20 protein-coding genes are annotated in these 21,167 nt (G+C 73.4%); 7 read left to right on the top strand and 13 right to left on the bottom strand.

What is annotated here, in order from left to right; translation table 11 throughout:
- The first annotated feature begins 155 nt into the window (after positions 1-155).
- Entirely contained in the window at positions 156-3,230 is a 3,075-nt protein-coding gene (locus tag ABZ809_RS05855) for a DUF3427 domain-containing protein (RefSeq protein WP_357561231.1), read from the top strand.
- Positions 3,227-4,123: a phosphorothioated DNA-binding restriction endonuclease gene (locus ABZ809_RS05850; protein ID WP_357561230.1), complete on the top strand. Its 897-nt coding sequence runs from the start codon at positions 3,227-3,229 to the stop codon at positions 4,121-4,123. The genes ABZ809_RS05855 and ABZ809_RS05850 overlap by 4 nt, the downstream gene beginning before the upstream one ends.
- Before the next feature lie 44 nt (positions 4,124-4,167).
- Here ABZ809_RS05850 and ABZ809_RS05845 read toward each other — a convergent pair whose 3' ends face one another.
- Positions 4,168-4,467 carry a helix-turn-helix transcriptional regulator gene (locus ABZ809_RS05845; RefSeq protein ID WP_357561229.1) on the bottom strand — a complete coding sequence of 100 codons (300 nt, stop codon included), beginning with the start codon at positions 4,465-4,467 and terminating at the stop codon, positions 4,168-4,170.
- Positions 4,468-4,594: 127 nt separating this feature from the next.
- On the opposite strand from ABZ809_RS05845, the gene ABZ809_RS05840 reads away from it, so the two are divergent.
- On the top strand, positions 4,595-5,080 hold the full coding sequence (locus ABZ809_RS05840) for a macro domain-containing protein (RefSeq protein WP_357561228.1): 486 nt from the start codon (positions 4,595-4,597) through the stop codon (positions 5,078-5,080).
- Here ABZ809_RS05840 and ABZ809_RS05835 read toward each other — a convergent pair.
- From ABZ809_RS05835 to ABZ809_RS05820, 4 genes are all read right to left on the bottom strand, one after another.
- Positions 5,053-6,219: an aminoglycoside phosphotransferase family protein gene (locus ABZ809_RS05835; protein WP_357561227.1), complete on the bottom strand. Its 1,167-nt coding sequence runs from the start codon at positions 6,217-6,219 to the stop codon at positions 5,053-5,055. The two genes, ABZ809_RS05840 and ABZ809_RS05835, sit on opposite strands and share 28 nt — an antisense overlap.
- A gap of 110 nt (positions 6,220-6,329) precedes the next feature.
- Positions 6,330-7,013, bottom strand: a complete 684-nt coding sequence (locus ABZ809_RS05830) for an ankyrin repeat domain-containing protein (RefSeq protein WP_357561226.1) — start codon at positions 7,011-7,013, stop codon at positions 6,330-6,332.
- A complete protein-coding gene (locus tag ABZ809_RS05825) occupies positions 7,010-7,642 on the bottom strand; it encodes a response regulator transcription factor (RefSeq protein WP_357561225.1) in 633 nt (210 codons plus the stop codon). Before ABZ809_RS05825 ends, ABZ809_RS05830 begins: the two co-directional genes overlap by 4 nt.
- Entirely contained in the window at positions 7,639-8,766 is a 1,128-nt protein-coding gene (locus tag ABZ809_RS05820; RefSeq protein ID WP_357561224.1) for a sensor histidine kinase, read from the bottom strand. The genes ABZ809_RS05825 and ABZ809_RS05820 overlap by 4 nt, the downstream gene beginning before the upstream one ends.
- A 186-nt stretch (positions 8,767-8,952) precedes the next feature.
- On the opposite strand from ABZ809_RS05820, the gene ABZ809_RS05815 reads away from it, so the two are divergent.
- A complete protein-coding gene (locus ABZ809_RS05815; protein WP_357561223.1) occupies positions 8,953-9,522 on the top strand; it encodes a heme-binding protein in 570 nt (189 codons plus the stop codon).
- Positions 9,523-9,619: 97 nt separating this feature from the next.
- The gene (locus tag ABZ809_RS05810) at positions 9,620-9,997 is read left to right on the top strand and encodes a hypothetical protein (RefSeq protein ID WP_357561222.1); all 378 of its coding nucleotides are present in this window, start codon (positions 9,620-9,622) and stop codon (positions 9,995-9,997) included.
- 27 nt (positions 9,998-10,024) lie between these two features.
- On the opposite strand, the gene ABZ809_RS05805 is transcribed toward ABZ809_RS05810, so the two are convergent.
- Positions 10,025-11,260, bottom strand: a complete 1,236-nt coding sequence (locus tag ABZ809_RS05805; protein ID WP_357561221.1) for a multidrug effflux MFS transporter — start codon at positions 11,258-11,260, stop codon at positions 10,025-10,027.
- Between the two features lie 132 nt (positions 11,261-11,392).
- On the opposite strand from ABZ809_RS05805, the gene ABZ809_RS05800 reads away from it, so the two are divergent.
- Positions 11,393-11,782 (top strand): MarR family transcriptional regulator, encoded by a 390-nt coding sequence (locus ABZ809_RS05800; protein WP_357561463.1) that lies wholly within the window; start codon positions 11,393-11,395, stop codon positions 11,780-11,782.
- Between the two features lie 93 nt (positions 11,783-11,875).
- On the opposite strand, the gene ABZ809_RS05795 is transcribed toward ABZ809_RS05800, so the two are convergent.
- From ABZ809_RS05795 to ABZ809_RS05775, 5 genes are all read right to left on the bottom strand, one after another.
- Positions 11,876-12,748: a hypothetical protein gene (locus tag ABZ809_RS05795; protein WP_357561220.1), complete on the bottom strand. Its 873-nt coding sequence runs from the start codon at positions 12,746-12,748 to the stop codon at positions 11,876-11,878.
- A gap of 100 nt (positions 12,749-12,848) precedes the next feature.
- Entirely contained in the window at positions 12,849-13,337 is a 489-nt protein-coding gene (locus ABZ809_RS05790) for a hypothetical protein (RefSeq protein WP_357561219.1), read from the bottom strand.
- A gap of 269 nt (positions 13,338-13,606) precedes the next feature.
- On the bottom strand, positions 13,607-14,017 hold the full coding sequence (yidD, locus tag ABZ809_RS05785; RefSeq protein WP_357561218.1) for a membrane protein insertion efficiency factor YidD: 411 nt from the start codon (positions 14,015-14,017) through the stop codon (positions 13,607-13,609).
- Between the two features lie 117 nt (positions 14,018-14,134).
- Positions 14,135-15,316: a hypothetical protein gene (locus ABZ809_RS05780; protein ID WP_357561217.1), complete on the bottom strand. Its 1,182-nt coding sequence runs from the start codon at positions 15,314-15,316 to the stop codon at positions 14,135-14,137.
- A gap of 241 nt (positions 15,317-15,557) precedes the next feature.
- On the bottom strand, positions 15,558-17,936 hold the full coding sequence (locus ABZ809_RS05775; protein ID WP_357561216.1) for an acylase: 2,379 nt from the start codon (positions 17,934-17,936) through the stop codon (positions 15,558-15,560).
- Positions 17,937-18,109: 173 nt separating this feature from the next.
- Here ABZ809_RS05775 and ABZ809_RS05770 point away from each other — a divergent pair, with 173 nt between their 5' ends.
- A complete protein-coding gene (locus ABZ809_RS05770) occupies positions 18,110-19,633 on the top strand; it encodes a gluconokinase (RefSeq protein ID WP_357561215.1) in 1,524 nt (507 codons plus the stop codon).
- A gap of 259 nt (positions 19,634-19,892) precedes the next feature.
- Here the strand turns inward: ABZ809_RS05770 and ABZ809_RS05765 are convergent, their stop codons facing one another.
- Together ABZ809_RS05765 and ABZ809_RS05760 are read right to left on the bottom strand one after the other, a co-directional pair.
- The gene (locus tag ABZ809_RS05765; RefSeq protein ID WP_357561214.1) at positions 19,893-20,177 is read right to left on the bottom strand and encodes an antibiotic biosynthesis monooxygenase family protein; all 285 of its coding nucleotides are present in this window, start codon (positions 20,175-20,177) and stop codon (positions 19,893-19,895) included.
- Positions 20,178-20,206: 29 nt separating this feature from the next.
- Complete coding sequence (locus ABZ809_RS05760) at positions 20,207-20,965, bottom strand: MerR family transcriptional regulator (protein ID WP_357561213.1); 759 nt, start codon at positions 20,963-20,965, stop codon at positions 20,207-20,209.
- Positions 20,966-21,167: the final 202 nt, after the last annotated feature.

The following is a 21,167-nucleotide window of genomic DNA, read 5'->3' as shown; positions in this document are numbered from 1 at the left end:
TCTGGCCGACTGGTCCCGGACAGCTATCAGCTCGATCGCCAGGCAACCTAAGCCCGCCCATCAAGATCACGAATAAAAGTGTCCTAAATGCGACAACGCCTTCGAGTCTTATGGCAGGGGCAGCATCAAATGCCTGGGGCGGTTAACGTGCCCGGGTGACGGATCTTGAGCAGGGCATCTATGAGCACTTGGTCACGCGCGAGCTGGCCGCCCGCCTCCAGCACGTCGATCCCGTCCTCGTCCAGCACCACAAGCTCGACCCCGCCGACGCTCCCGACGCCCTCGCCCGTCACATCGCCACCCTGGCCCACCGCGCCCTCCACGCCGTCCCCACCGGCGACGACAAACTCCACCGCCAGATCGAGCTAGCCAACCGCATCGCCGACGCCATCGCCGCCGAGAGCCCACAGGCGTCGACGGCACACGACCAGGTCACCGACGCCAGGCACCTCCTGCACGCCATCGCCGCCCCACCCACCCCACCGGCGCAACCAGCCTTCCCGCAGCGCCCCACTACCCCGCTCTCCACCGGCGCGCTGCTGGTCAACGGGCGCCACCAGCCCCGCATCGGCCACGAGGTCACCCACGAGATGGCGTCGGCGGAGCAGGTGGACCTGCTCTGCGCGTTCATCAAGTGGTACGGCCTGCGCATCGTCGAGCCCGCCATCCGCGAGCTGATTGACCGGGGCCGCAAGCTGCGCGTCATCACCACCACCTACCTGGGCGCGACCGATCAGCGGGCCCTCGACCGGCTCGCCGAGCTGGGCGCCGAGATCAAGGTGTCCTACGAGACGAGGACCACCCGGCTGCACGCCAAGGCGTGGCTGTTCCGCCGGGGCAACGGCATGAGCACCGCGTACGTCGGCTCGTCCAACCTGTCGAAGACCGCGCTTATCGACGGCGTGGAGTGGAACGTGCGCGTCTCCAACGTCGAGCAGCCGCACGTCATCGACACGTTCACCGCCACGTTCGAGGACTACTGGAACGACCCGGCGTTCGAGGACTACGACCCCGACAGGGACGCCGAACGGCTGCGGAACGCCCTCAGCGGTGAGCGGCGCGAGGACTCGCCGACGCAGATCGCCAACCTGGACGTGCGGCCGTACCCGTACCAGGCCGAAATTCTCGCCGACCTGGACGCGGAGCGGCAGGTGCACGGCCGGCACCGGAACCTGGTGGTGATGGCGACCGGCACCGGCAAGACGGTCGTCGCGGCGCTGGACTTCCGGCGCCTGCACCGCAACGGCCAGGTCGACTCGTTGCTCTTCGTCGCCCACCAGGAGCAGATCCTCACCCAGAGTTTGGCGACGTTCCGGCAGGTGATGCTCGACGGCAGCTTCGGCGAGACGCTTGTCGGGGGCAGAACCCCGAGCAGGTGGCGGCACGTCTTCGCCTCCATCCAGTCGCTGCACCGGCGGGAGATCGACCCCGAGGCGTACGACATGGTGATCGTCGACGAGTTCCATCACGCGGAGGCACCGACGTACGCCGGCCTGCTGGAGCGGCTTCGGCCGCGCGTACTGCTGGGGCTGACGGCGACCCCCGACCGGGCCGACGGTCGCGATGTGCGGCGGTGGTTCGACGGCCGCGTGGCGGTGGAGCTGCACCTGTGGGAGGCGTTGGAGCGGCAGTTGCTCGCGCCGTTCCAGTATTTCGGGCTGCACGACGACGTGGACCTGTCGCACCTGCGCTGGAAGCGCGGCCAGGGGTACGACCTGGGCGAACTGAGCGGCCTCTACACCGGCAACGACGCGCGGGCGCGGCTGGTGCTGAAGGCGGTACGCGACACGGTCGACGTGGACCGGATGCGGGCGCTCGGGTTCTGCGTGAGCATCGCCCACGCCCGGTTCATGGCGGAGTGGTTCACCGGGCGCGGCGTGCCGTCGGCGGCGGTGACCTCCCACGTCGACCGGCCCGCGCAGCAGGACATGCTGCGGGAGTTCAGGGCCGGCAAGCTGCGGGTGCTCTTCACCGTCGACCTGTTCAACGAGGGCGTCGACCTGCCGATGGTCGACACGATCCTGATGCTGCGGCCCACCGAGAGCGCCACGATCTTCCTTCAGCAGCTCGGCCGGGGGCTGCGCCTGGACGACGACAAGCCCTGCCTGACGGTGCTCGACTTCATCGGCGGGCAGCACGCCAACTTCCGCTTCGATCTGCGCTGGCGCGCGCTGACCGGGGTCAGCCGCCGGGCGATCAGGGACGCCGTCGAGCAGGACTTCCCGTCGCTGCCCAGCGGCTGCCACATCCAGCTCGACCCGGTCGCCCGCAGGGTCGTGCTCGACAACCTGCGTACCGTCATGCCGACATCAAAGAACGGCCTGCTGGCGGAGCTGCGGCACCTCGGGGACGTGAGCCTCGCCGGGTTCCTGCGGGAGACTGGCGTGGAGATCGAGGACGTGTACCGGTCGGCGACCATCGGCGGGTGGACGGGGCTGCGCCGGCTCGCCGGGCTGGAATCGTCGACGCCGGGTTCGGACGACCGGGAGTTGGGCCGGGCCATCGGGCGGATGCTGCACCTCGACGACCCGGACCGGCTGGACCTGCTGGCCCGGGTGGCAGCGGGCGAGCGGCCCGGCGCCGGGCGGCTCTGGGACATGCTGCACTTCGACCTCTGGGGGCCGAACGCGTCGCTAACCTCGCGGGACGAGCGGCTGGCGCGGCTCTGGGCGGAGCCGGCCCGCTGCGACGAGCTGCGGCAGGTGGCCGAGGTGCTACGCGAACGCATCCACCGGGTCACGCCGCAGCCGCTGTCGGCTGGTGTGCCGCTGCGGGTGCACGCCCGCTACAGCCGCAACGAGGCGTGCGCCGCCTTCGGCATGCCGAACCCGGGCTCGCTGCGGGAGGGGGTGAAGTGGCTGCCCGACGCCCAAGCCGACCTCTTCTTCGTCACCCTGGTCAAGTCGGAGCAGCACTACTCTCCCACCACCATGTACGCCGACCGGGCCGTCACCGACACCCTGTTCCAGTGGGAGTCGCAGAGCACCACGTCGTCGGCGTCGGCGACCGGCCAGCGGTATGTCCACCACGCCTCGCGCGGCTCGACGGTGCACCTGTTCGTGCGGGAGACCCGGGTCGCCGACCGCGACCTGGGCGCGCCGGCCTACCTCTACGCCGGCCCGATGACCTACCGCGAGCACACCGGGGACCGGCCCATGCGGATCCTCTGGCGGCTGACACATGAGCTGCCCGCCGATGTGTACGCCACCGCCCGGGCGATCGCCGCATGAGCACCCGGCAGGAGGTGCTGGAGCGGCTGACCTCCCTGCGCCTGCACCAGCAGCGGGGCCGGCGTGCACCGCACAAGCCGTTGCTGGTGTTGCTGGCGCTGAGTCAATTCACCCGGGACGGCTCCAGCGAGCTGCCGTGGTCGCAGGCGCAGGAACAGCTCAGCGATCTGATCGCCGAGTTCGGCCCGGCGTCGAAGACCGGGCGGGCCCAGAGCGCCGCGTACCCGTTCACCCGGCTTCGCAGCGACGGCGTGTGGACGCTGAACCGGGACGTACCGATGGATCTGGTCGGGCCGCTGGCGACCCACGACGTGGTGGGTCGCCTCGACGCCGCCACCGAGTCGGCCCTGCGCCGGGATCCCGAGCTGGTGCGGCGCGCCGCCCGCGCCCTGGTGGAGCAGCACTTCCCGCCCACCATCGCGCCCGACGTGCTCACCGCTGCCGGTCTCGATCCCGACGACATCCTCCAGGCGCCGGGCGTCACCCCGGTCCCCGCCCGGCGACGGGACGCCGCCTGGCGGAGGGATGTGCTCCAGGCCTGGGACCGGCAGTGCGCGTTCTGCGGGTACGACGGCCAGCTCGGCCACGCCTGCGTCGGCGTGGAGGCGGCGCACGTGCGCTGGTGGGCCTTCGACGGGCCGGACAGCCCCGACAACGGCCTGGCGCTCTGCGTGCTGCACCACAAGCTCTTCGACTTCGGCGCGCTCGGTCTCGACGGCGACCTGCGCATCCACGTCTCCGCCGCCTTCACCGCGCGTACGCCGGCTGGCCGATCGACCTACGACCTGCACGGCAGGGCGCTGCGACCACGCCCCGGCACGCAGGTCCCCGCCGACGAACACGTCTCCTGGCACCGCCGGGAAGTCTTCAAGGGCGAACCCCTCGCCGCGTAGTAGACGGCACAGGCCGAGGTCGGCGGGGTAAGGCGTGAGCGTGCTCAGGCGGCGTCGGCGTTCGGAGCGAACTTTACGTCCAGCCGCATGTCGAGCGCCCGCGCGAGGCGTTCCAGGACCGGCAGAGTCGGCACGGTGCCGCCCGCCTCGAACCGGGCCACGGCTGACTGGGTCATGCCGGCGGCCCCCGCCAACTGGGTCTGGCTCCAGCCGTTGCGCTCCCGCAGATGCCGTATCTCCTGCCCGAGCTCGAAGGCGATACGCGTCGCCTCGTACGTCTCGGCCGCTCCCGGCTCCGCCATCCGGCGGTCGCGCAGGTCGTTCCAGTCGACGCGATCACTCATCGCTCCGCCCCTCCGTGCACGCCATAGCGCGAATGCTATGGCGTAACCACCTGCATGTCTCGCTCCCTGATCTGAGCCTTTCCTGCTGCTAGAGCGTTTGTCGTAGCCGACTGGTAGCCATGACGCCGTGATCAGCATTCGGCACGGTGATCTGCTCGACGCGGATGTCGAGGCGCTCGTCAACCCCGTCAACACCGTCGGCGTGATGGGCAAGGGCCTCGCCCTCGCCTTCAAGCGGGCCCACCCCGCGAACTTCACCGCCTACCGGGTCGCGTGCGCCGCCGGCACCGTCTGCCTCGGGCACATGTTCGTGTACGACTCGGGCACGCCGGGCCGGCACCGCTACGTCATCAACTTCCCGACGAAGGGCCACTGGCGCTCCCGGTCCCGCCTCGCCGACGTCGCGGCCGGGCTGCCCGATCTGGTCCGCGTCCTCCGCGACAACCGCATCGCCTCGGTGGCGGTGCCGGCGCTCGGCTGCGGCCACGGCGGCCTGGACTGGGCCGAGGTCCGGCCCCTCGTCGAGGCCGCCCTCGCCGACCTGCCCGACCTACAGGTGTCCCTGTATCCGCCGCCAGCAGCGCGTCAAGGCGCGAGTGCGTGCGCGAAATAGGTGTCGACGTCCGTCGCGTGGTAGATCCGCTCGCTCGCCTCGATCCCGGCGAGGAACATCGCGTACACGGCCGCCATCCGCAGCGCCGCGACCGGCTGCAGCAGCTCCACGGCCCGCTCCGGCTCGCACCCCGGCACCTCGGCCCGCCACCGCGCGCACCACTGCGAGAGCACCGGAGCGGCGGCATCGTCGGAAAGCCCCTCGGCCAGCCGCAGCGCGTCGAACGCCGGGTGCCCGACGAACGCGTCCCCCCAGTCGATGATCACGTTCCGGCCGCCGTCGGCGCGTACGTTGCCGGGGTGCAGGTCCCCGTGCACGAGGGTGTCCGGCAGCCCACACCCGCGTACCTCGTCGAGCCGCGCCTCCAGGCCCGCCAGCAGCGACGCCACCGAGGAGGTGTCCCACCCGGCCAGTTTGGACCGGATCCAGCCCGGCAGGGCGGGGCCGCGCAGGTCGGGCACGCCCGCCGCGACGAGTTCCGCCACGTCGGGTATGGACCGCACCTGCACCGGGTGGAAGTCGGCGGCCATCGCCAGCCGCTCCGCGACGGGTGCGCCGTAGCGGTCCTCGCCGGGCACGTGGTCGAGCAGCATCCGGCCGTCGCCGTCGTCGGCGAGCAGCGTCGTGGTCTTTCCGGGCACGGTGCGGCCGAGCCAGCGCAGCACGGCGGCCTCGTGCCGGAAGAACACCGGCACCTGCTTCAGCCAGGCGGTGCCGCCCGGGCCGTCGAGCCGCCAGACGGCCGACAGGTTCCAGGTGCGCTGCTGGGCGGCGCTCTCCGCCGGTCGGCCCAGCCGCCGCAACTCCCCCGTCGCCCAGGCGAGGCTGCGCGCCGGGCCGCCGGGCTCGGCGTATGGCGCGCGCAGCGGGTCCGCCGCGAGTGGGACGCGCGCCGGCAGCAGCGGCCCGCCCGGCGGAGAGGCGACCTGCCCGAGGTACGTCACCGCGCCGCCCATCGGCTGCGGCGCCTCACCGGTCAGCAGGCGCAGGACGGCCACCTCGACGCCGTACCGCCGGCGGGCCTCGGCCACCACCGGGGCGACCTCCTGCCACCACGGGGACGGGACGTCGAACGGCGGCAGTGCGCCCAGCGGGGCACCGGCGGCGTCGACCAGGACGAGGGTCACGAGGCGGGACACGCCGGCACGCTACCGCCGGCACGCGAACCCGGGCGACCGGTTAACCCGGCTGAGCCCGTGGCCGGGAGCACCGCCGGCCAGCGCGGCAGGTCGCCGGGAATGAGCCCCGGTCAGCGGGAGAGAATGGCGACGATCTCGGCGTACCCGCGCTGGCGGGCGTGTTCCAGCGCGTCGACGCCGTCGCGGTCGGGCTGCTGCACGCGCGCACCGGCGGCCACGAGGATCTCCGCGATCTCCTGGTACGGCCTGCTGCCGTCGCCGAGGATCACGCACTCCAGCAGGGCGGTCCAGCCGAGGTTGTTGACGTGGTTGACGTCGATGCCGGCCTGCACGACCCGCCGGACGTAGTCGACGTGGCCGCGTTCGCTGGCCGGGATGACGGAGATCCCGCCGTAGCGGTTCACGATCGTCAGGTCGGGCTTGGCGGGCAGCAGCACCTCCAGCATCGCGACGCTGCCGGTCACGCCGGTCACCAGCCACGGGGTGTCGTGCTGGTCGTCGAGCGCGTTCGGGTCCGCGCCCGCCTCGACCAGTGTCCGGGCGGCCTCGACGTGGTCGTTCGCGGCGGCCAGCAGCAGGGGCGTACGCCGTCGTTCGTCGCGGGTCTCGATGTCGGCGCCGGCGGCCAGCGCCGCGCGTACCGTCGTCGGGTTGCCGGCGCTCGCGGCGGCGAGCAGGTCCTGGTCGGTGGGTGCGGTCATGGTGTCCTCCGGTGCGGGTGTGGTCTCGGGCGGCGTGCAGCCGGCCGCCGCCAGGGCGGCGAGGGTGAGGGCGAGCAGGGCGCGGCGTCTCACAGTCGGATCAGCTTCCGTTCGACGGCGGCGTGCACCGCCGCGGTACGCGAGTCGACGCCGAGCTTGGCGTAGATGCGGACCAGGTGGGTCTTGACTGTCGCCTCGCTGATGAACAGCCGTCGGCTGATCTCCTTGTTGGCATGGCCACGGGCGAGCAGCGTAAGGATCTCCACCTCCCGGGCGCTGAGGGTGTCCTGCGGGCCGCGCATCCGGTCCATCAGCCGGGCGGCGACCGGCGGGGACAGCACGGTCTGCCCGGCCGCGGCGGCGTGCACGGCGCGGAAGAGGTCGTCGGGCGGGCAGTCCTTGAGCAGGTAGCCGGTGGCGCCGGCCTCGACCGCGCGCACGATGTCCTCCTGGGTGTCGTAGGTGGTGAGCACCAGCACGCGCGGCGGGTCGGGCAGCGCGAGGAGGTTGGTGGTGGCGGCGACGCCGTCGACCCCGTCGCCGAGTTGCAGGTCCATCAGCACCACGTCGGGGCGCAGCGCGGCGGCCTGCCGGACGGCGTCGCCGGCCGTGGCGGCCTCGGCGACCACTGTCATGTCGGGCCGGCCGCCCAGCAGCGCGCGCAGCCCGGCGCGGACGACCGGGTGGTCGTCGACCAGGATCAGCCGCAGCGGGGGCGTCACCGGGTGTCCCGCAGCGGCAGGCTGACGGCGAGGGCGGTGCCCTCCCCGGGTGCGCTCTCGACGGCGAGGGTGCCGCCGAGGTGCGCGATCCGCTCCTGGATGCCGGTCAGCCCGAACCCGCTGGTGCCCGTGGGGTCGAAGCCGGTGCCGTCGTCGTACACGTCGAGCATCACCTCCTGGTCGCCGTAGGTGAGCGTCACGGCGGCCTGCCGTGCGTGCGCGTGGCTGCGGACGTTGGCCAGGGCGCTCTGCGCCACCCGCAGCAGGGCGACCTCGTTGTCGACGCCGAGCGGCGCGACCGGGCCGGTCACGGCGAACCGGACGGGGGTCCCGGTGTCGCGTTCGGTCGCGGCGCAGAGCCGGCGCAGGGCGTCGGTCAGGGAGGCGCCGTCGAGTGCCGGCGAGGCCAGGCCACGCACGAAGCGGCGCGCCTCGGCCAGGTTCTCCCGGGCCGTGGCGGCGGCCTGCCGTACGTGCCCGCGGGCCTGCGCCGGCTCGGCGTCCCAGTCCCGGTCGGCGGCCTGGAGCAGCAGGTTCATGCTGGACAGGCCCTGGGCGAGGGTGTCGTGGATCTCCCGGGAGAGCCGGGCCCGTTCCGCCAGTGCCCCGGCCTCGTGCTGGCTGCGGTCAAGCTCGTCGCGGGCGGCCAGGAGGTCGTCGAGGGCGCGTTGCCGGGCCCGGTTCTGCCTGTCGAGTTCGAGGAAGACGACTGTGGTGATGGCGGCCACGCCCACCGGCCCGAGCACCAGGCTGGGGTCGAACCGGTCGGCGAGCCGCACCTGCGCGACGATCACCGCGCCGGTGAGCAGCCCGGCCAGCGGCCAGACCGCGCGACGCGGGAGCTGGCGCAGGCCCACGAAGAACAGCGGGATCGACACGAGGGCGAAGCTGGGCGCGACGAGCACCAGCGCGAGGAACGCGACGAGCATCGCCGCGAAGCGCGTTCCGGGTGCGGCCCGCCCCAGCTCGTTGACGGCGTACGCGGCCAGCAGCGCCCCGGTCAGCGCCAGGACCAGGGCGGTGCGGTCGTCCCAGTCGTGGCGTACGACGTAGCGGGAGGTCGCGGCGGCCAGCAGGAGCAGGAACCCCCACCGCATCGCCGGGCGCAGCCGGTCCTCCCGCATCGGGTCCACCTCCCACCGGAAACGATCAGATGATCTTGACAAAGTCCAGCGTACGGCAGTTTCGGGGCGGGTGAATCAACCATCCGATGTATCGGGGTTGCATCGGGCGCGCCATGTGGGCACCGTCCGGCGCGACGAGGGTGGGTGGTGCCAGTTCGACCGCACGCCTCGACCGGAGGAACCCACATGATCAAGAACATCCGCCGCCGGGCGGCACTCGGCCTGGGCGCCGGAGCCCTGGGCCTGGTCGCCGTCGCCGGTGTCGCCGTCAACGCCTCCGCCGCCGGGCCGGCGACCGTCGCGAAGCCCGCCGTGCCGGTGGCGGCAGCGAAACCGGCCGCTGCCAGCAACGTCGTCGCCAACCCGTCGCTCGACATCGACGCGGCGCTGCGGGCGGCCCAGGCGACCCTGAAGGCGGCAGAGAAGGACGGCCAGCGGGTCACCGTCGTCGTCCTCGACCGGTCGGGCGCCGTCCAGGTGCAGCTCAAGGGCGACGGCGCGGGCCCGCAGACCGCCGACTCGGCCACCCGCAAGGCGTTCACCGCCGTCTCCTTCGGCCAGCCGACCTCGGCGCTCGCCGGGCGGGTCACCGGGTCGGGCGCCACCCTGCGCGACATCCCCGGGACGCTGTTCCTCGCCGGCGGCGTGCCGGTCTCGGTCGACCAGCAGGTCGTCGGCGCCATCGGGGTCGGCGGCGCGCCATCGGGCGACCTCGACGAGCGGTACGCCGACGCCGGAGCCGCCACGCTCCGCTGAGACCGCTACACGGCCGCAGGGGTTGGGCTCCCGGGCCCAACCCCTGCGCTCCCGCACAGGTGAGCGAATCAAACACACCGACTGCGACCATCAGCTCATGAACATCTGGGACGAACTGAGCCGCGCGGAACGCGTCGTCCTGACCAACGCGCTCGAAGAGGCCCCGCTCAACCAGGTCATCGGCGACTACCTCGGCCACCGGGACGATGGCGGCAGCTGGAGGTTCAGCGACGACACCGAGGCCATCGCACCCCTGATCCCACGTTTCGTCGCCATCGTCCGGAACATGATCGACCGCGACCTCGTCCAGCTCGTGACCGCCACCGGCTACGCGGACCCGCCCGACGCCCCGCCCATGACCGATACCGAGGTCGCGGCTGCCCTTGCCGACCCGGCAACCTGGCTGCCGCCCGTCGGAGCAGGCCCGGTCATGTTGATCCCCACCGACCACGCCGTCCGGCTTGTCCGCGGATGACCGCGGTCACCGTCTACGGTTGGTCGCTCACGGCACCCGGCGGGTACGGGTCAGGGTGCCGATCACGGCCAGGGACGCGACGGCCGCCCCGGCGACCACGACCGCCATCGGGACGGCACTGCCCTCACCGCCGAGCCCGACCAGCGGCGCGACGATCGCCCCGACCAGCGACGTGATCGTGCCGAGCAGCGCGGCGGCCGTTCCGGCGCGGGCGGGGTGCCGGTCCAGCGCGAGCGCGGTGCCGTTCGGCATCACCATGCCGAGCGACCCGAGGAAGACGAACAGCGCCACCGCCACCAGCGGCAGGCTGCCGAGCAGCGCGCCCACGAGCAGCACGAGCGCGACCAGCACCCCCACGCCCAGCGGCCGTACCAGCAGCGGGCGGGGCTCGAAGCGGTCCAGCAGGCGGGCGTTGAGCTGACCGGCGGCGACCAGCGCGAGCGCGTTGACGCCGAAGATCAGGCTGAACGCGTCGGCGGAGACGCCGAAGACGTCCTGGAAGACGAAGGACGAACCGGAGATGTAGGCGAACAGCGCGGCGAAGGCGAGGCCCTGCGCCAGCGCGTACCCCAGGAAGACCCGGTCGGTGAGGAGCGCGCGGCCGGCGGCGGCCGTGGCGGCGAGGCCGCCGGTGCTGCGCCGCGAGGCGGGCAGCGTCTCCGGCAGCCGCCACGCGACGGCGGCGGCGAGCAGCGCGCCGATCACCGCGAGGGTGACGAAGATGGCACGCCAGTCCCCGAAGCGCAGTACCAGGCTGCCGAGGGCGGGCGCGGCCATCGGCGCGATGCCGAAGATCAGGGTGAGGCGGGAGAAGTACTTCGCGGCCTCCCGTCCGGAGTAGAGGTCGCGGACGACGGCGCGGGCCACGACCACGCCCATCCCGCCGGCGAAACCCTGCGCGAGCCGCGCCGCGGCCAGGGTCCCGGCCGACGGCACGACGGCGCAGAGCAACGACATCAGGGTGTACGCGCCGACGCCCACCAGCACGGGCAGCCGCCGCCCGAAGCGGTCGCTGAGCGGGCCGGTGACGAGCTGACCGAGGGCTATCCCGACGAGGCAGGTGGTCAGCGAGAGCTGGACCTGCGCCTGGCTGGCTTTCAGGTCGTCGGTCATGTCCGGGAACGCCGGCAGGTAGGTGTCCAGGGAGAGCGGCCCGACCGCGGTGATCGCGCCGAGCAACGCCACCAGCACGACGGCGGACCGCCCCGTCGGCGCGGCGACCCGTTCGTCTGGACGGGCGGGCGGCGCGGTGGCGTGCGGCATTATGGTCCCCTCGCTGGCGGCTCAGCCCGCACACGATAGCTCTGGCTACAGAGCTTTTGAGGTATGGAGAGCGTGCCTGTGACGAAAGAGACGATCGACCAGCTCAGCGGGGCCCTCGGCGACCTGCACCGGATGCTGCGCCGGGCGGCCAGCCAGCGCGCCGGCTCGGTCGCCCTGCCAGACGCCCAGGTGGAGGTGCTGCGGCTGGTCGAGCGGCGGCCCGGGATCGGCGTACGCGAGGCCGCCGAGCGGCTGGGCACCGCACCGAACACGGTCAGCACGCTCGTCGGCGAGCTGACCACCTCCGGTCTGCTGCACCGGGAACGGGACCCGGCCGACCGGCGGACGGTCCGGCTGGACCTGACCGACGCGGCGCGGGAGCGGATCGCCGCGTACGGGCGGCACCGGCACGACCTGCTCACCGCCGCGCTCGGCGCGCTGGAGGGGCCGGACCGCGAGGCCCTGCTCACCGCCGCGCCGGCGCTGCGCCGCCTCGCGGACGGCCTGGCGGAACAGCTCTAGCCGGACGTGGGGTGTAAGGAAGGGCACCTTCCTATCGTTTTCCGCATAGGAAGGTGCCCTTCCTAACACGCCAGGTAGCACCGCGTGGGCGGATCAGGTGCCGGTCCGGCTGGCCCGACCCTCACCCTGGCCGGCCCGGCCGCCGCGCCGCCGCCACCCGGCGAGTGTCGCCGTGGTGATCAGCCCGGTGCCCAGCAACGCGATCACCGTGCCGACGACCCACCGGGTGACCGCCCAGCCGCCGCGGGTCGCCTCGCGCGCCGTGTAGGCGCCCGTCCTGGTCACGGTCAGCTCGATGTCCACCCGCTCCCGGGGCACCAGCAGCGTCTCCGAGTCGGCCGCCAGGACCGACACGCTCGCGACCAGCGGATAGGTGCCCGGCCGGGTGGCGCGGACGAACCAGGACCAGTTGGCCACGTCGTCGCGTTCGGTGAGGGGCTGGGCGGGATCCCCGGCCGCGTCGACCGATCGGACCGTGATCGCCTCGGAGTCGCCGGCGATCAGGTCGATCCGCAGCCGGGCGCCGAGCGGGACCGTCACCGGCGGACGCTCCGGTGCCGGGCGGGTGCCGGCGACCGACGGGCTCGCGCCGGGCGTCGCCGGGCCGGTGCCGGTGGGCGACGCGCCGGGGGCGGACGTTGCCGGGCCCGTGCCGAGCGTGCCGGTGGGACAGGTCTCCGCGCTGTCCGGGCCGCACGCCCAGATCGCGATCACGCTCTCCCTGTCGACCGGCACCCGCCGCTCGGCCTCCACGTGGAGGGTGCCGGGAAAGAGCGCTGACCGGCTGGCGCGGATCCGTGCCTGATAGTCGACCTGGCCGGAGGAGCCCCTCGGATCGTCGTCGGAGGACTGGACGAGGAGGACGGCGACGGCCAGCACCGCGAGGGCGAGCCCGACGCCGGACAGCCCCACCAGCCAGCCCAGGCGCACCCGCCGCCGGATCCGTGTGCGCTCCTCACCGGCCATCCCGCCTCCTGCGGCTCGTCGTACCGTCCAGTGTCGCCGCCACCGGCCCGGCCTGGTGGCCGGTAAGCCGGGAAAGTCCACTTGCGAGAAGGTTTGCCGGTCAGCAGGGGGCGCGGCCCGGATACGCCTCGGCCTCCCGCGCCCACTGTTCGGCCGCCACGGAGAGGGCGTCGGCGGAGACGGTGAGCGTCAGCGGGTAGACCGTGCTGAGCGGTCGCCTCCGCATCCACGGCGGCAGCAACTCGTACGAGAACTCGACAGTCAACGCCAGCCGGCGGCGGCGCAGCACCCGGGTGCGGAAGGCCAGGTTGGGCTCGGTGAAGCGGGTCACCGCCGAGGACTCCACCGGGTCGCCGGTCGTCTCGGCCTGCTGCCGCAGCCAGCCCGCCAACGCGTACGCCTCCGACACCGTCAGGCAGGGCGTGAAGTGCGACCACGCCTGACCGTCGGCGGTGCGGGCATCGGTCTCGACGAGCAACCAGTCGTCCCAGCCCGTCGCCTCGTCGGGGTCGTCGGGCGGCGCGACCCCGGGCTGGTAGCCCACCGGGCGGATCCTCACCCGGGCGCCGTCGTCGGAGCGGATCTCCATGCCCTCATCATGGCGGAACCCGCTAAATACACGGGCAAAAAACACCTACCGGTCGAATCCCCGACAAACCCCTCCCCCGCGCTCCCCGCACGCTCCCGCACTCCCCCGCACTCCCCAACCCTGCCCACCCTGGCGCCCCCCGACCACCCCGCTGCTCGCCGCGCCGACCAAGATCGCACTGTTTCCCGGAAGTAGTCCCCTCCTCGACGCGGGAGCCCACTATTTCCAGGAAGTTGTCCGGACGGGACCAGCAGGCGCCGCGGAACCCGTCAGTGCACCGGATCGTGCGTGCCGCGTGGCACCTCGGGCCGACAGCGACGCAGCCGGTCCGCCGCCATCCGCCCGCCGACGGCGAGACCGTACCGCTCCACGGCATCCAGCCCGTACGCGCTGCACGTCGGGGTATAGCGGCACTGCCCCGGCCAGCGGTGCGACAGCCAACGCCGGTAGCCGAGGATCGCGGCCCGCCCGGCCCGGTCGACCAGCGGCGCCTGTCCGACGGTGAGGTTCGGCGGTGCCGCCGGACGGGCGGGCGCCACGAGGCGGGCGAGCAGCGCCCCCAGCGTGAGCAGGGTCGAGAAGAGCCCGAGATCGCAGCAGGGCACGTCGCAGTTGCAGGCGTCGCAGTTGTCGAAGCGGCTCTTCTTCTTGCGACGCCGGTCGCTCGGCAGGTAGATCACAGGGAACATGATGCGACGGCCACGCCACCGCCCCGCATGCGGAGGGCACCGTGGACCGCACGCCGGCACGTGCCACCCGCCGCCGGGCGTCCGCACGGCGGGGCGCGGGCCGGAGGCTCAGCTCCAGACCGTGCGGCGTACCCCGTCGTGTGCCTCGCAGGCGTCCCGTCGCCCGCCGGTGAGGCTCACCGAGCCGTCGCGGCACTGCACCAGGTAGCCCCGGCCCGCCCAGAACTCGGGCGTGCAGTCGAACCAGTCGCAGATCTCGACGGCCGGCTGGCGGATGCGCTCCCCGCCGCAGAAGTCGTACCCCATGGGGTTGTCCGGGGCGCCGCAGAGCCGCTCCCGGGCGGGCGTCCGCGAGGGCGACGGGCTGTCGCGTCGGGGCTTCGACGCCGCCGGCGACTTCGTCGGCGGGGCCGGCACCTTCGTCGGCGGGGCCGGCAGGCCGGCCGGCGGGGCGGCGGGGACGCCTGCGGAACCGGCCTCCGGGGCCGGGGTGGCGGCGACGGCGACCTCGGCGCTGGTCGGGTCGGACGGGTCGGTGTGGAAGAGCGCGGCGGGCACCAGCAGGGCGATGCCGGCGGCGACCGCCACGGTGCGCCGGCCGCCCGGCACGTACGCGAAGGGCCGGGCCTGCGCCGGCGTGGCGATCTGCGGCCGGAAGGGCTTGAGCTGCGCGTGCTCGGCGATCGCCTCGTCGAGCTGGTCGAGCACCGCGCCGCGCTGCTCGATGGCGTCGGCGAAGGCCAGGGTCAGCTTGAACCGGAAGTCGGCCGCGACGTCGGCCGGCAGCATCAGCCCGGAGGCGCGCCGTCGGTCCAGCACCTGGATCAGGGTGACCGGCGCGTGCGGGTCGTGGGCCAGGCCGGTCATCTTTCCGTACGCCCAGTCGCGCCGGCCGCGCCCGCCGAGCAGGGCCAGCCGGCGGTTGGTGATCACCGCCATGCCGGCGTCGGCGACCCGGACACCGTCGGGCCGGCGGGGCCGCGGCGGCGTGGCCGCCGGGGCGACCGTCAGGTCGGGCGCGGGGAGCACGGTGGTGTGCCGGACCTCCACGAGCTGCGCTGCCGGCAGCACCCAGAAGACCACCTCGTCGGGCGCGAGTTCCAGGGGCAGCCCGGCGCCCGCCGAGGCCGAGCCCTGGAACTCCTCGGCGAGGGTACGCAGGCGGCGCAGCTCGTCGTCGCGCCGTCGCCAGGCCCGGTCGGCGCTCCGGAACACGCGCCGCCGTTGTTCGTTCTGCCGGTGCACCCACCGGTACCGCCACGTGGAACCCGTCGAATCAGTCTTTGCCACGCCGACTCCTTCGCCGCGCAGGCCACCAACCGGGGTGTCACAGGTGTCAACTGCGGCGGCGGTCGACGGGGACACGCCGGAGGGGACAAAATGGCCGAACGGCGGATCAAATCGGACGATGGGTGGGTTTCGCCGACCCGGCCCACCTCCGTCGGGCGTGTCGGTGCCGGCAGACCGGCCCGTACGCGGTCGCGCCCGCCCGGTCACCGTGGACCGGGCGGGCGCGACGGGGTGGGGCGGGTCAGTGCCGGCGGCCCTCCCCCACGCGGTAGGTGCGCAGGTTCGGATCGGCCTTGATCTGCGCCTCCGTGTACTTGATGGTGTCCCAGCCCTTGCCCGAGTAGAGCCGGGTCTGGTCGGCGTACCAGGGGGAGTTCGGGTTGCTCGACTGCGAGTAGGTGAGGATCTGCCGCCCCGAGGGGCCGTCGCGGCCCAGCTCGACGGCCATCACGAAGGACGAGCCGTGCACCGTCTTGGGATAGCCGACGCCGGGCGCCAGCGGGTTGATGATCATGTTGAACACGCCGGCCTCGGCGCGCCCGCCGTGGATCGGGATGCGCCGGTCGCCGCGCGGCTCGGTCTGGATGTCACCCAGGCGCGCGTCGAGCGGGATGCCGGCGAGCTTGCGGACCGCGTCGGCGAGCGCGGTGAGCACGCGCGGGTCGGCGGTGTTCAGCCGGCTCGGCGTGTGCACCGGGTCGGCGGCGTCGAACGTGTCGGCGAACCGGATGCCGCCGGCCAGGGCGAACTCGGTGAACAGGTGCGCCCCCCGGCTGTCCAGGTCGACGCGCAGGTCCCAGCCCCGCAACGCCGCGCAGGCCGGGCGCAGGTCGACGGTCGTCCCGTCCGAGGCGGTCGCGGTGGGCTGTGCCGCGCACAGCGCCACCAGGTCGTCGCGGAGCAGTTCGCCACCGTACGCGCGGTTACCGAAGACCGTCTGCCACAGGCGGGCCGTGGTGAATCCCCGCCCGGGCAGCCCGTCGGTGCCGGCGAGGCGCCCCTGCACCTGCTCCACGCCGAGCCGGGTACGCAGGCTGCGCTCGGTGCGCTCGTTGCCGATGATCCGGGGGTAGCCCTCCAGCGGCGCCTCCGGGTTGGCCAGCCAGTAGCTGTCGTTGGAGTTGGTGACGTAGTCGGTGCGGAACCGCACCGGCAGGTTGTTCGGGCCGAGGATGCCGGGCACCGCCGCGTCGGAGTCCCGACCGAGCGCGCAGGCCGACCGGGAGCCGTCGAGGACGGCCTGGCCGCTGCTGGCGTAGAGCGGCTGGAACGGCGCGGGGATGCAGGCGGCGGCCAGCTCGTGGGTGACCCGGGGCACCACCGAGTGGTCGGCGTAGAGCGACTCGCCGCGGGCGTCGGCGGCGATCACGTTCACCCAGGGCAGGAACTGGTAGCGGTCGAGGACCTGCTTCAGCTCCCGGACCGTCTTGGCCCGGCCCATCTGGAGCCAGCCGTCGAAGGCGCGGTTGTTCGTCGCGTTGGCGTCGGTGATCGCGTACGCGGCGCTGGTGGTCCAGTCGAAGGTGCCGGGCACGACGACCACGGGGCCGAAGTGGGTGTCGTGGAACGTACGGCTGACCGGCACGGTGCCGCCGGCCGGGCCGGGCACCTGCACGGTGACCGTGCGGGTGGTCATCTTCCGGGGCTTGCCGTCCACGTAGTACGAGGTGGGGTCGCCGGGGACCAGCGCGAGGCGGTGCCACACGAAGCGGCGGGCGGTGGAGACGGTGTGGCTCCAGGCGAGGGTGCGGTTGTGCCCGATCTCGATGATCGGGTCGCCGACCAGCGCCGCGCCCTCCACGTCGTAGCGGCCGGGGACCTTCAGGTGCATCCGGTAGAAGCGCTCCGCGCCCTCCCACGGGAAGTGCGGGTTGGCCAGCACCATCCCGCCGCCGTGCGTGGTGGCCCGCGAGCCGAGCCCGTACGCGTTGCTGCCCACCCCGGCGGGGGCGCCGTCGCTGGCCGCGACCACGGCCGCGGCACCCGGCGCGTCGAGGACGGCGGCCGGACCGGTGGCCGTCGGCGGGGCGGCGGCCACGATCCCGTCGAGCACCGCCCGCGAGCTGGCCCGCACCATGCTGGCCCAGGTCGTACGCCACATGTCCAGCTCGGTCAGCGGGCGCACCCACGGCTTCGCCCGGCAGGCCGGGTCGGTGAGGTTCGCCGCGCCCGTGGTGCGCAGGTAGTTGTTGTAGCCGGCGACGAAGCCGCGGATCTGGTCGCGGACGTCGTTCGACGGCGAGTGCACGCCGTCGCGGGGCCCGTGCAGCAGCCGCTCCACGGTGCCGTCGTCGATCGCCTTGCGGTGGAACAGGTCGCTGCGCACGTTCGCGTCCGTCGGGCCGGCCGCCCCGAAGTAGCGGGACCGCTCGGCGTTGACCGTGACCACCTTCTCCGCGATGACGCAGATGTTGTCCTCGGCCTGGACGTGGCCGACGCCGAAGCCGAGGTCGGCGAAGGTGCGGGCGGTGATGTGCGGGACGCCGTACGAAGCCCGGCGGATCTCCGCCGAGTAGCCGCCGTCACGGTGCTGCGCGGCGGCCGGCGGTACGCCGGTCACCACTGTGGTGACTACCGTGGCGAGGGCGGCGACCAGCGCACAGGCTGGCTTTGGCCTCATCGAGTTTCCTCCCCGTCGGGATGAACGTGTGGGATTTTCACACTGGCCGGCATTCTCACGCCCCGAAGGTGCGCTGAGGAAGACCCGAGCGGGAAACAGGTTGTTCCCCCTACGGGCCACCCGGACGCTGGGTAACGTCAGCGGCACCCGAGGTCAGCGAGGGGGTGGAAGCGTTGGCCGGCCCGCGCCACCCGCTGGTGATCGGCGTCGACATCGGCACCACCAGCACCAAGGCGGTCGCGTACGACGCCGACGGCACCCGGATCGCCAACCACGCGGTCGGCTACCCGCTCGACGAGCCTCAGCCCGGCTACGCCGAGCAGGACGCGCGGCACATCCACGCGGCGGTGCTGGAGTCGGTCCGCGCGGTCGTGGCGGAGCTGGACCGCCCGATCGCCGCGCTGTCCTTCAGCACGGCGATGCACAGCCTGATCGGGCTGGGCGCCGACGGTGACCCCATCACCGCGTCGATCACCTGGGCCGACTCCCGGGCCGTCCGGCAGGCCGAGCGGCTGCGCGCCGTCCCGTCGGGGCTGGCGCTGCACCGCCGCACCGGCACCCCGGTCCACCCGATGGCGCCGCTGTCCAAACTGCTCTGGTTCGCCGAGCAGGAGCCGGCGCTCTTCGGCCGGGTGGCGTACTGGGTGGGCATCAAGGACTGGGTGCTGCTGCGGCTCTGCGACGCGCTGGTCACCGACCACTCGGTCGCCTCCGCCACCGGGCTGCTGGACGTCCACCAGCTCGCCTGGGATTCCGAGGCCCTCGGCATCGCCGGGATCACCGAGGCGCAGTTGCCCGAGCTGGTGCCCACCACCACCGTGCTGCCCGGCCTCACCGCCGAGGCCGCCGCCGCGACCGGGCTGCCCCGGGACACGAGGGTGGTCGTCGGCGCCGGGGACGGCCCGCTGGCCAACCTCGGTCTCGGCGCGGTCGCTCCGGGCGTGATGGCCTGCACGATCGGCACCAGCGGCGCGCTGCGGGTGATGGTGGAGCGCCCGGGCGTCGACCCGCTCGGCGGGGTGTTCTGCTACGCGCTGACCGAACAGCGCTGGGTGGTCGGCGGGGCGATCAACAACGGCGGCATCGTGCTGGACTGGGCCAGCGACGCACTCGCCCCTGAGCTGGGTGAGCACGCCGAGGAGGAACTGCTCGCGCTGGCCGCCCGCGCCCCGGCCGGCTCCGGCGGGTTGATCATGCTGCCGTACCTGCTCAGCGAGCGCGCGCCGCACTGGAGCGCGCTGCCGCGCGGCGCGTACGTGGGGCTGACCCACGGGCACCGCCGCCCGCACCTGGTGCGGGCCGCGCTGGAGGGCGTCTGCCAGCAGTTGGCACTGGTGCTGGCCTCGGTGCGGGCCGCCGGCAACGAGGTCCGGGAGATCCGGGCCAGTGGCGGCTTCGCGCGCAGCCCGCTGTGGCGGCAGATGCTCGCCGACGTGCTCGGCATGCCGGTGCGCTTTCCCGCCGGGCGCGAGGGCTCCAGCTTCGGCGCCGCGCTGCTCGGCCTGGAGGCGCTGGGGCTGATCCCCTCCGTCGACGTCGCCGCCGACCTGGTGCAGATCGCGGAGACCGCGCGCCCCGACCCGGCCGCCGCCGCCACCTACGCCGCGCTGCTGCCGCTCTTCTCCGAGCTGTACGACGCGCTGGTCCCCGCGTTCACCTCGCTGCGCCGGCTCTCCCCTGGCCTGCCGCCGGAGTGACCGCCGCCCGGACGGGTGACACCGCCGAGGGGCCGCCGTCCGCACCAACCACGTTCATATGGTGCAAACGTGAGGAAAACAGACAAGCGGCACTCATCTTCGCGCCGGCGTTCCCTGGCCGGCGGCACCCGGCCGCGCTCGCGCGTCCGCGTACCGCTGGCGGTCGTCACCGTGCTGGCGCTGGCAACGGGGCCGGCGCTGACCGCGGGGCCGGCGACGGCGGACGGCCGGGCGGCAGCCGTGGCCGCCGGCCGGCCGGTCAGGGTGCCTCGACCCCGGAGATCAGGTACCGGTGCACCTCAGCGCCGCGGATCGCCACCGCCTGCTCCCCGGCGGGGCCGGAGCCCCGGAAGTCGAGCAGTCCCTCCTCGGTCTCCCAGCGCTCGTAGACGTTGATCCGGCCCGGCTCGACCAGGTCGGCGCTGACCGCGAAGTCGACGCAGCCCGGCGCGGAGCGCGCCTGCCGGACGACCCCGACGCAGTCGGCCAGGTAGGCGTCCCGCTGGTCCGGGTCGACGTAGAGACTGCCGGCGACGATGAGCACTGCTGACCTCCCGGGACGTCCGCACCCTCTCAGGCGCGGGTGATCGCGTTGGCGTGGATGGCCTCGCTGAGGTACGCGGCCGCTCCCGGCCTGATCCTCTCGAAGTACGCGGTGAATCGCTCGTCCGCCACGTACATGTCGGCCAGCCCGGTGTGGATCTCGTAGCTGCACTCGTAGAACCAACGGCTGATCAGCTGCCGGTGCTCCTCGGCCACGTCCATCGCCGCCGGGCTGTCCGCCGGCGCGCCGGAGGCGATCACCTCGACGAGCCGCCGCGACCAGTCCTCGTTCTCCGCCTTGTTCCGCAGCCAGTCGTCCTTCGTGTAGTGCGCGACGCGCCGGTTCGACTCCCGGTACGCGTCGGTGCCGCCCCAGCGCTGCTCCGCCTCCTCGGCATGCGCGTCCGGGTCGAAGTCACCGAAGACCTCGAACCGTTCCTGCGGGGTGAGTGGGATGTTCAACTTGCTCGCCTCCATCGCGAACTCGACCGCCGCGACCATCTCCTGGAGCCTCTTGATCCGTTCGGTCAGCAGCTCGTGCTGGCGGCGCAGGTGCGCCGACGGGCCGCTCGCCGGATCGCCGAGGATCGTGGCGATCTCCTCCAGCGGGAACCCCAGCTCCCGGTAGTAGCGGACGTGCTGCAACCGCTCCAGGTCGGCGTCGTCGTAGCGCCGGTAGCCGGCGCCGCTGCGACCGCTGGGCGAGAGCAGCCCGATCTCGTCGTAGTGGTGCAGCGTCCGCACGGTCACCCCGGCCAGCCTCGCCACCTGTCCCACCGTGTAGGCCATGGTTCCCTCCCTTCCGGGCACCAGGCTCCCGCCTGCCGTTACGTGAGGGTCAAGCCCGATTCTGCGCCGCCGGTCGCCCCGCCGGGCCGGGCGCGGGAAACCGGCCATCCGGCCCGCCTCAGGAGGCCGGGTGTGGGCAGGGAGCCGCCCCGGAAACGACGGTGCGGGCCGCCCCGGTCCGGGCGGCCCGCACGATCACTGC

This window comes from Micromonospora sp. NPDC047074 (genome assembly GCF_040643815.1).
In the GTDB taxonomy this organism is placed as follows: Bacteria; Actinomycetota; Actinomycetes; order Mycobacteriales; family Micromonosporaceae; genus Micromonospora.
The sequence above is the reverse complement of the archived record's forward strand: the minus strand, read 5'-3'. Positions and strand labels throughout refer to the sequence as shown.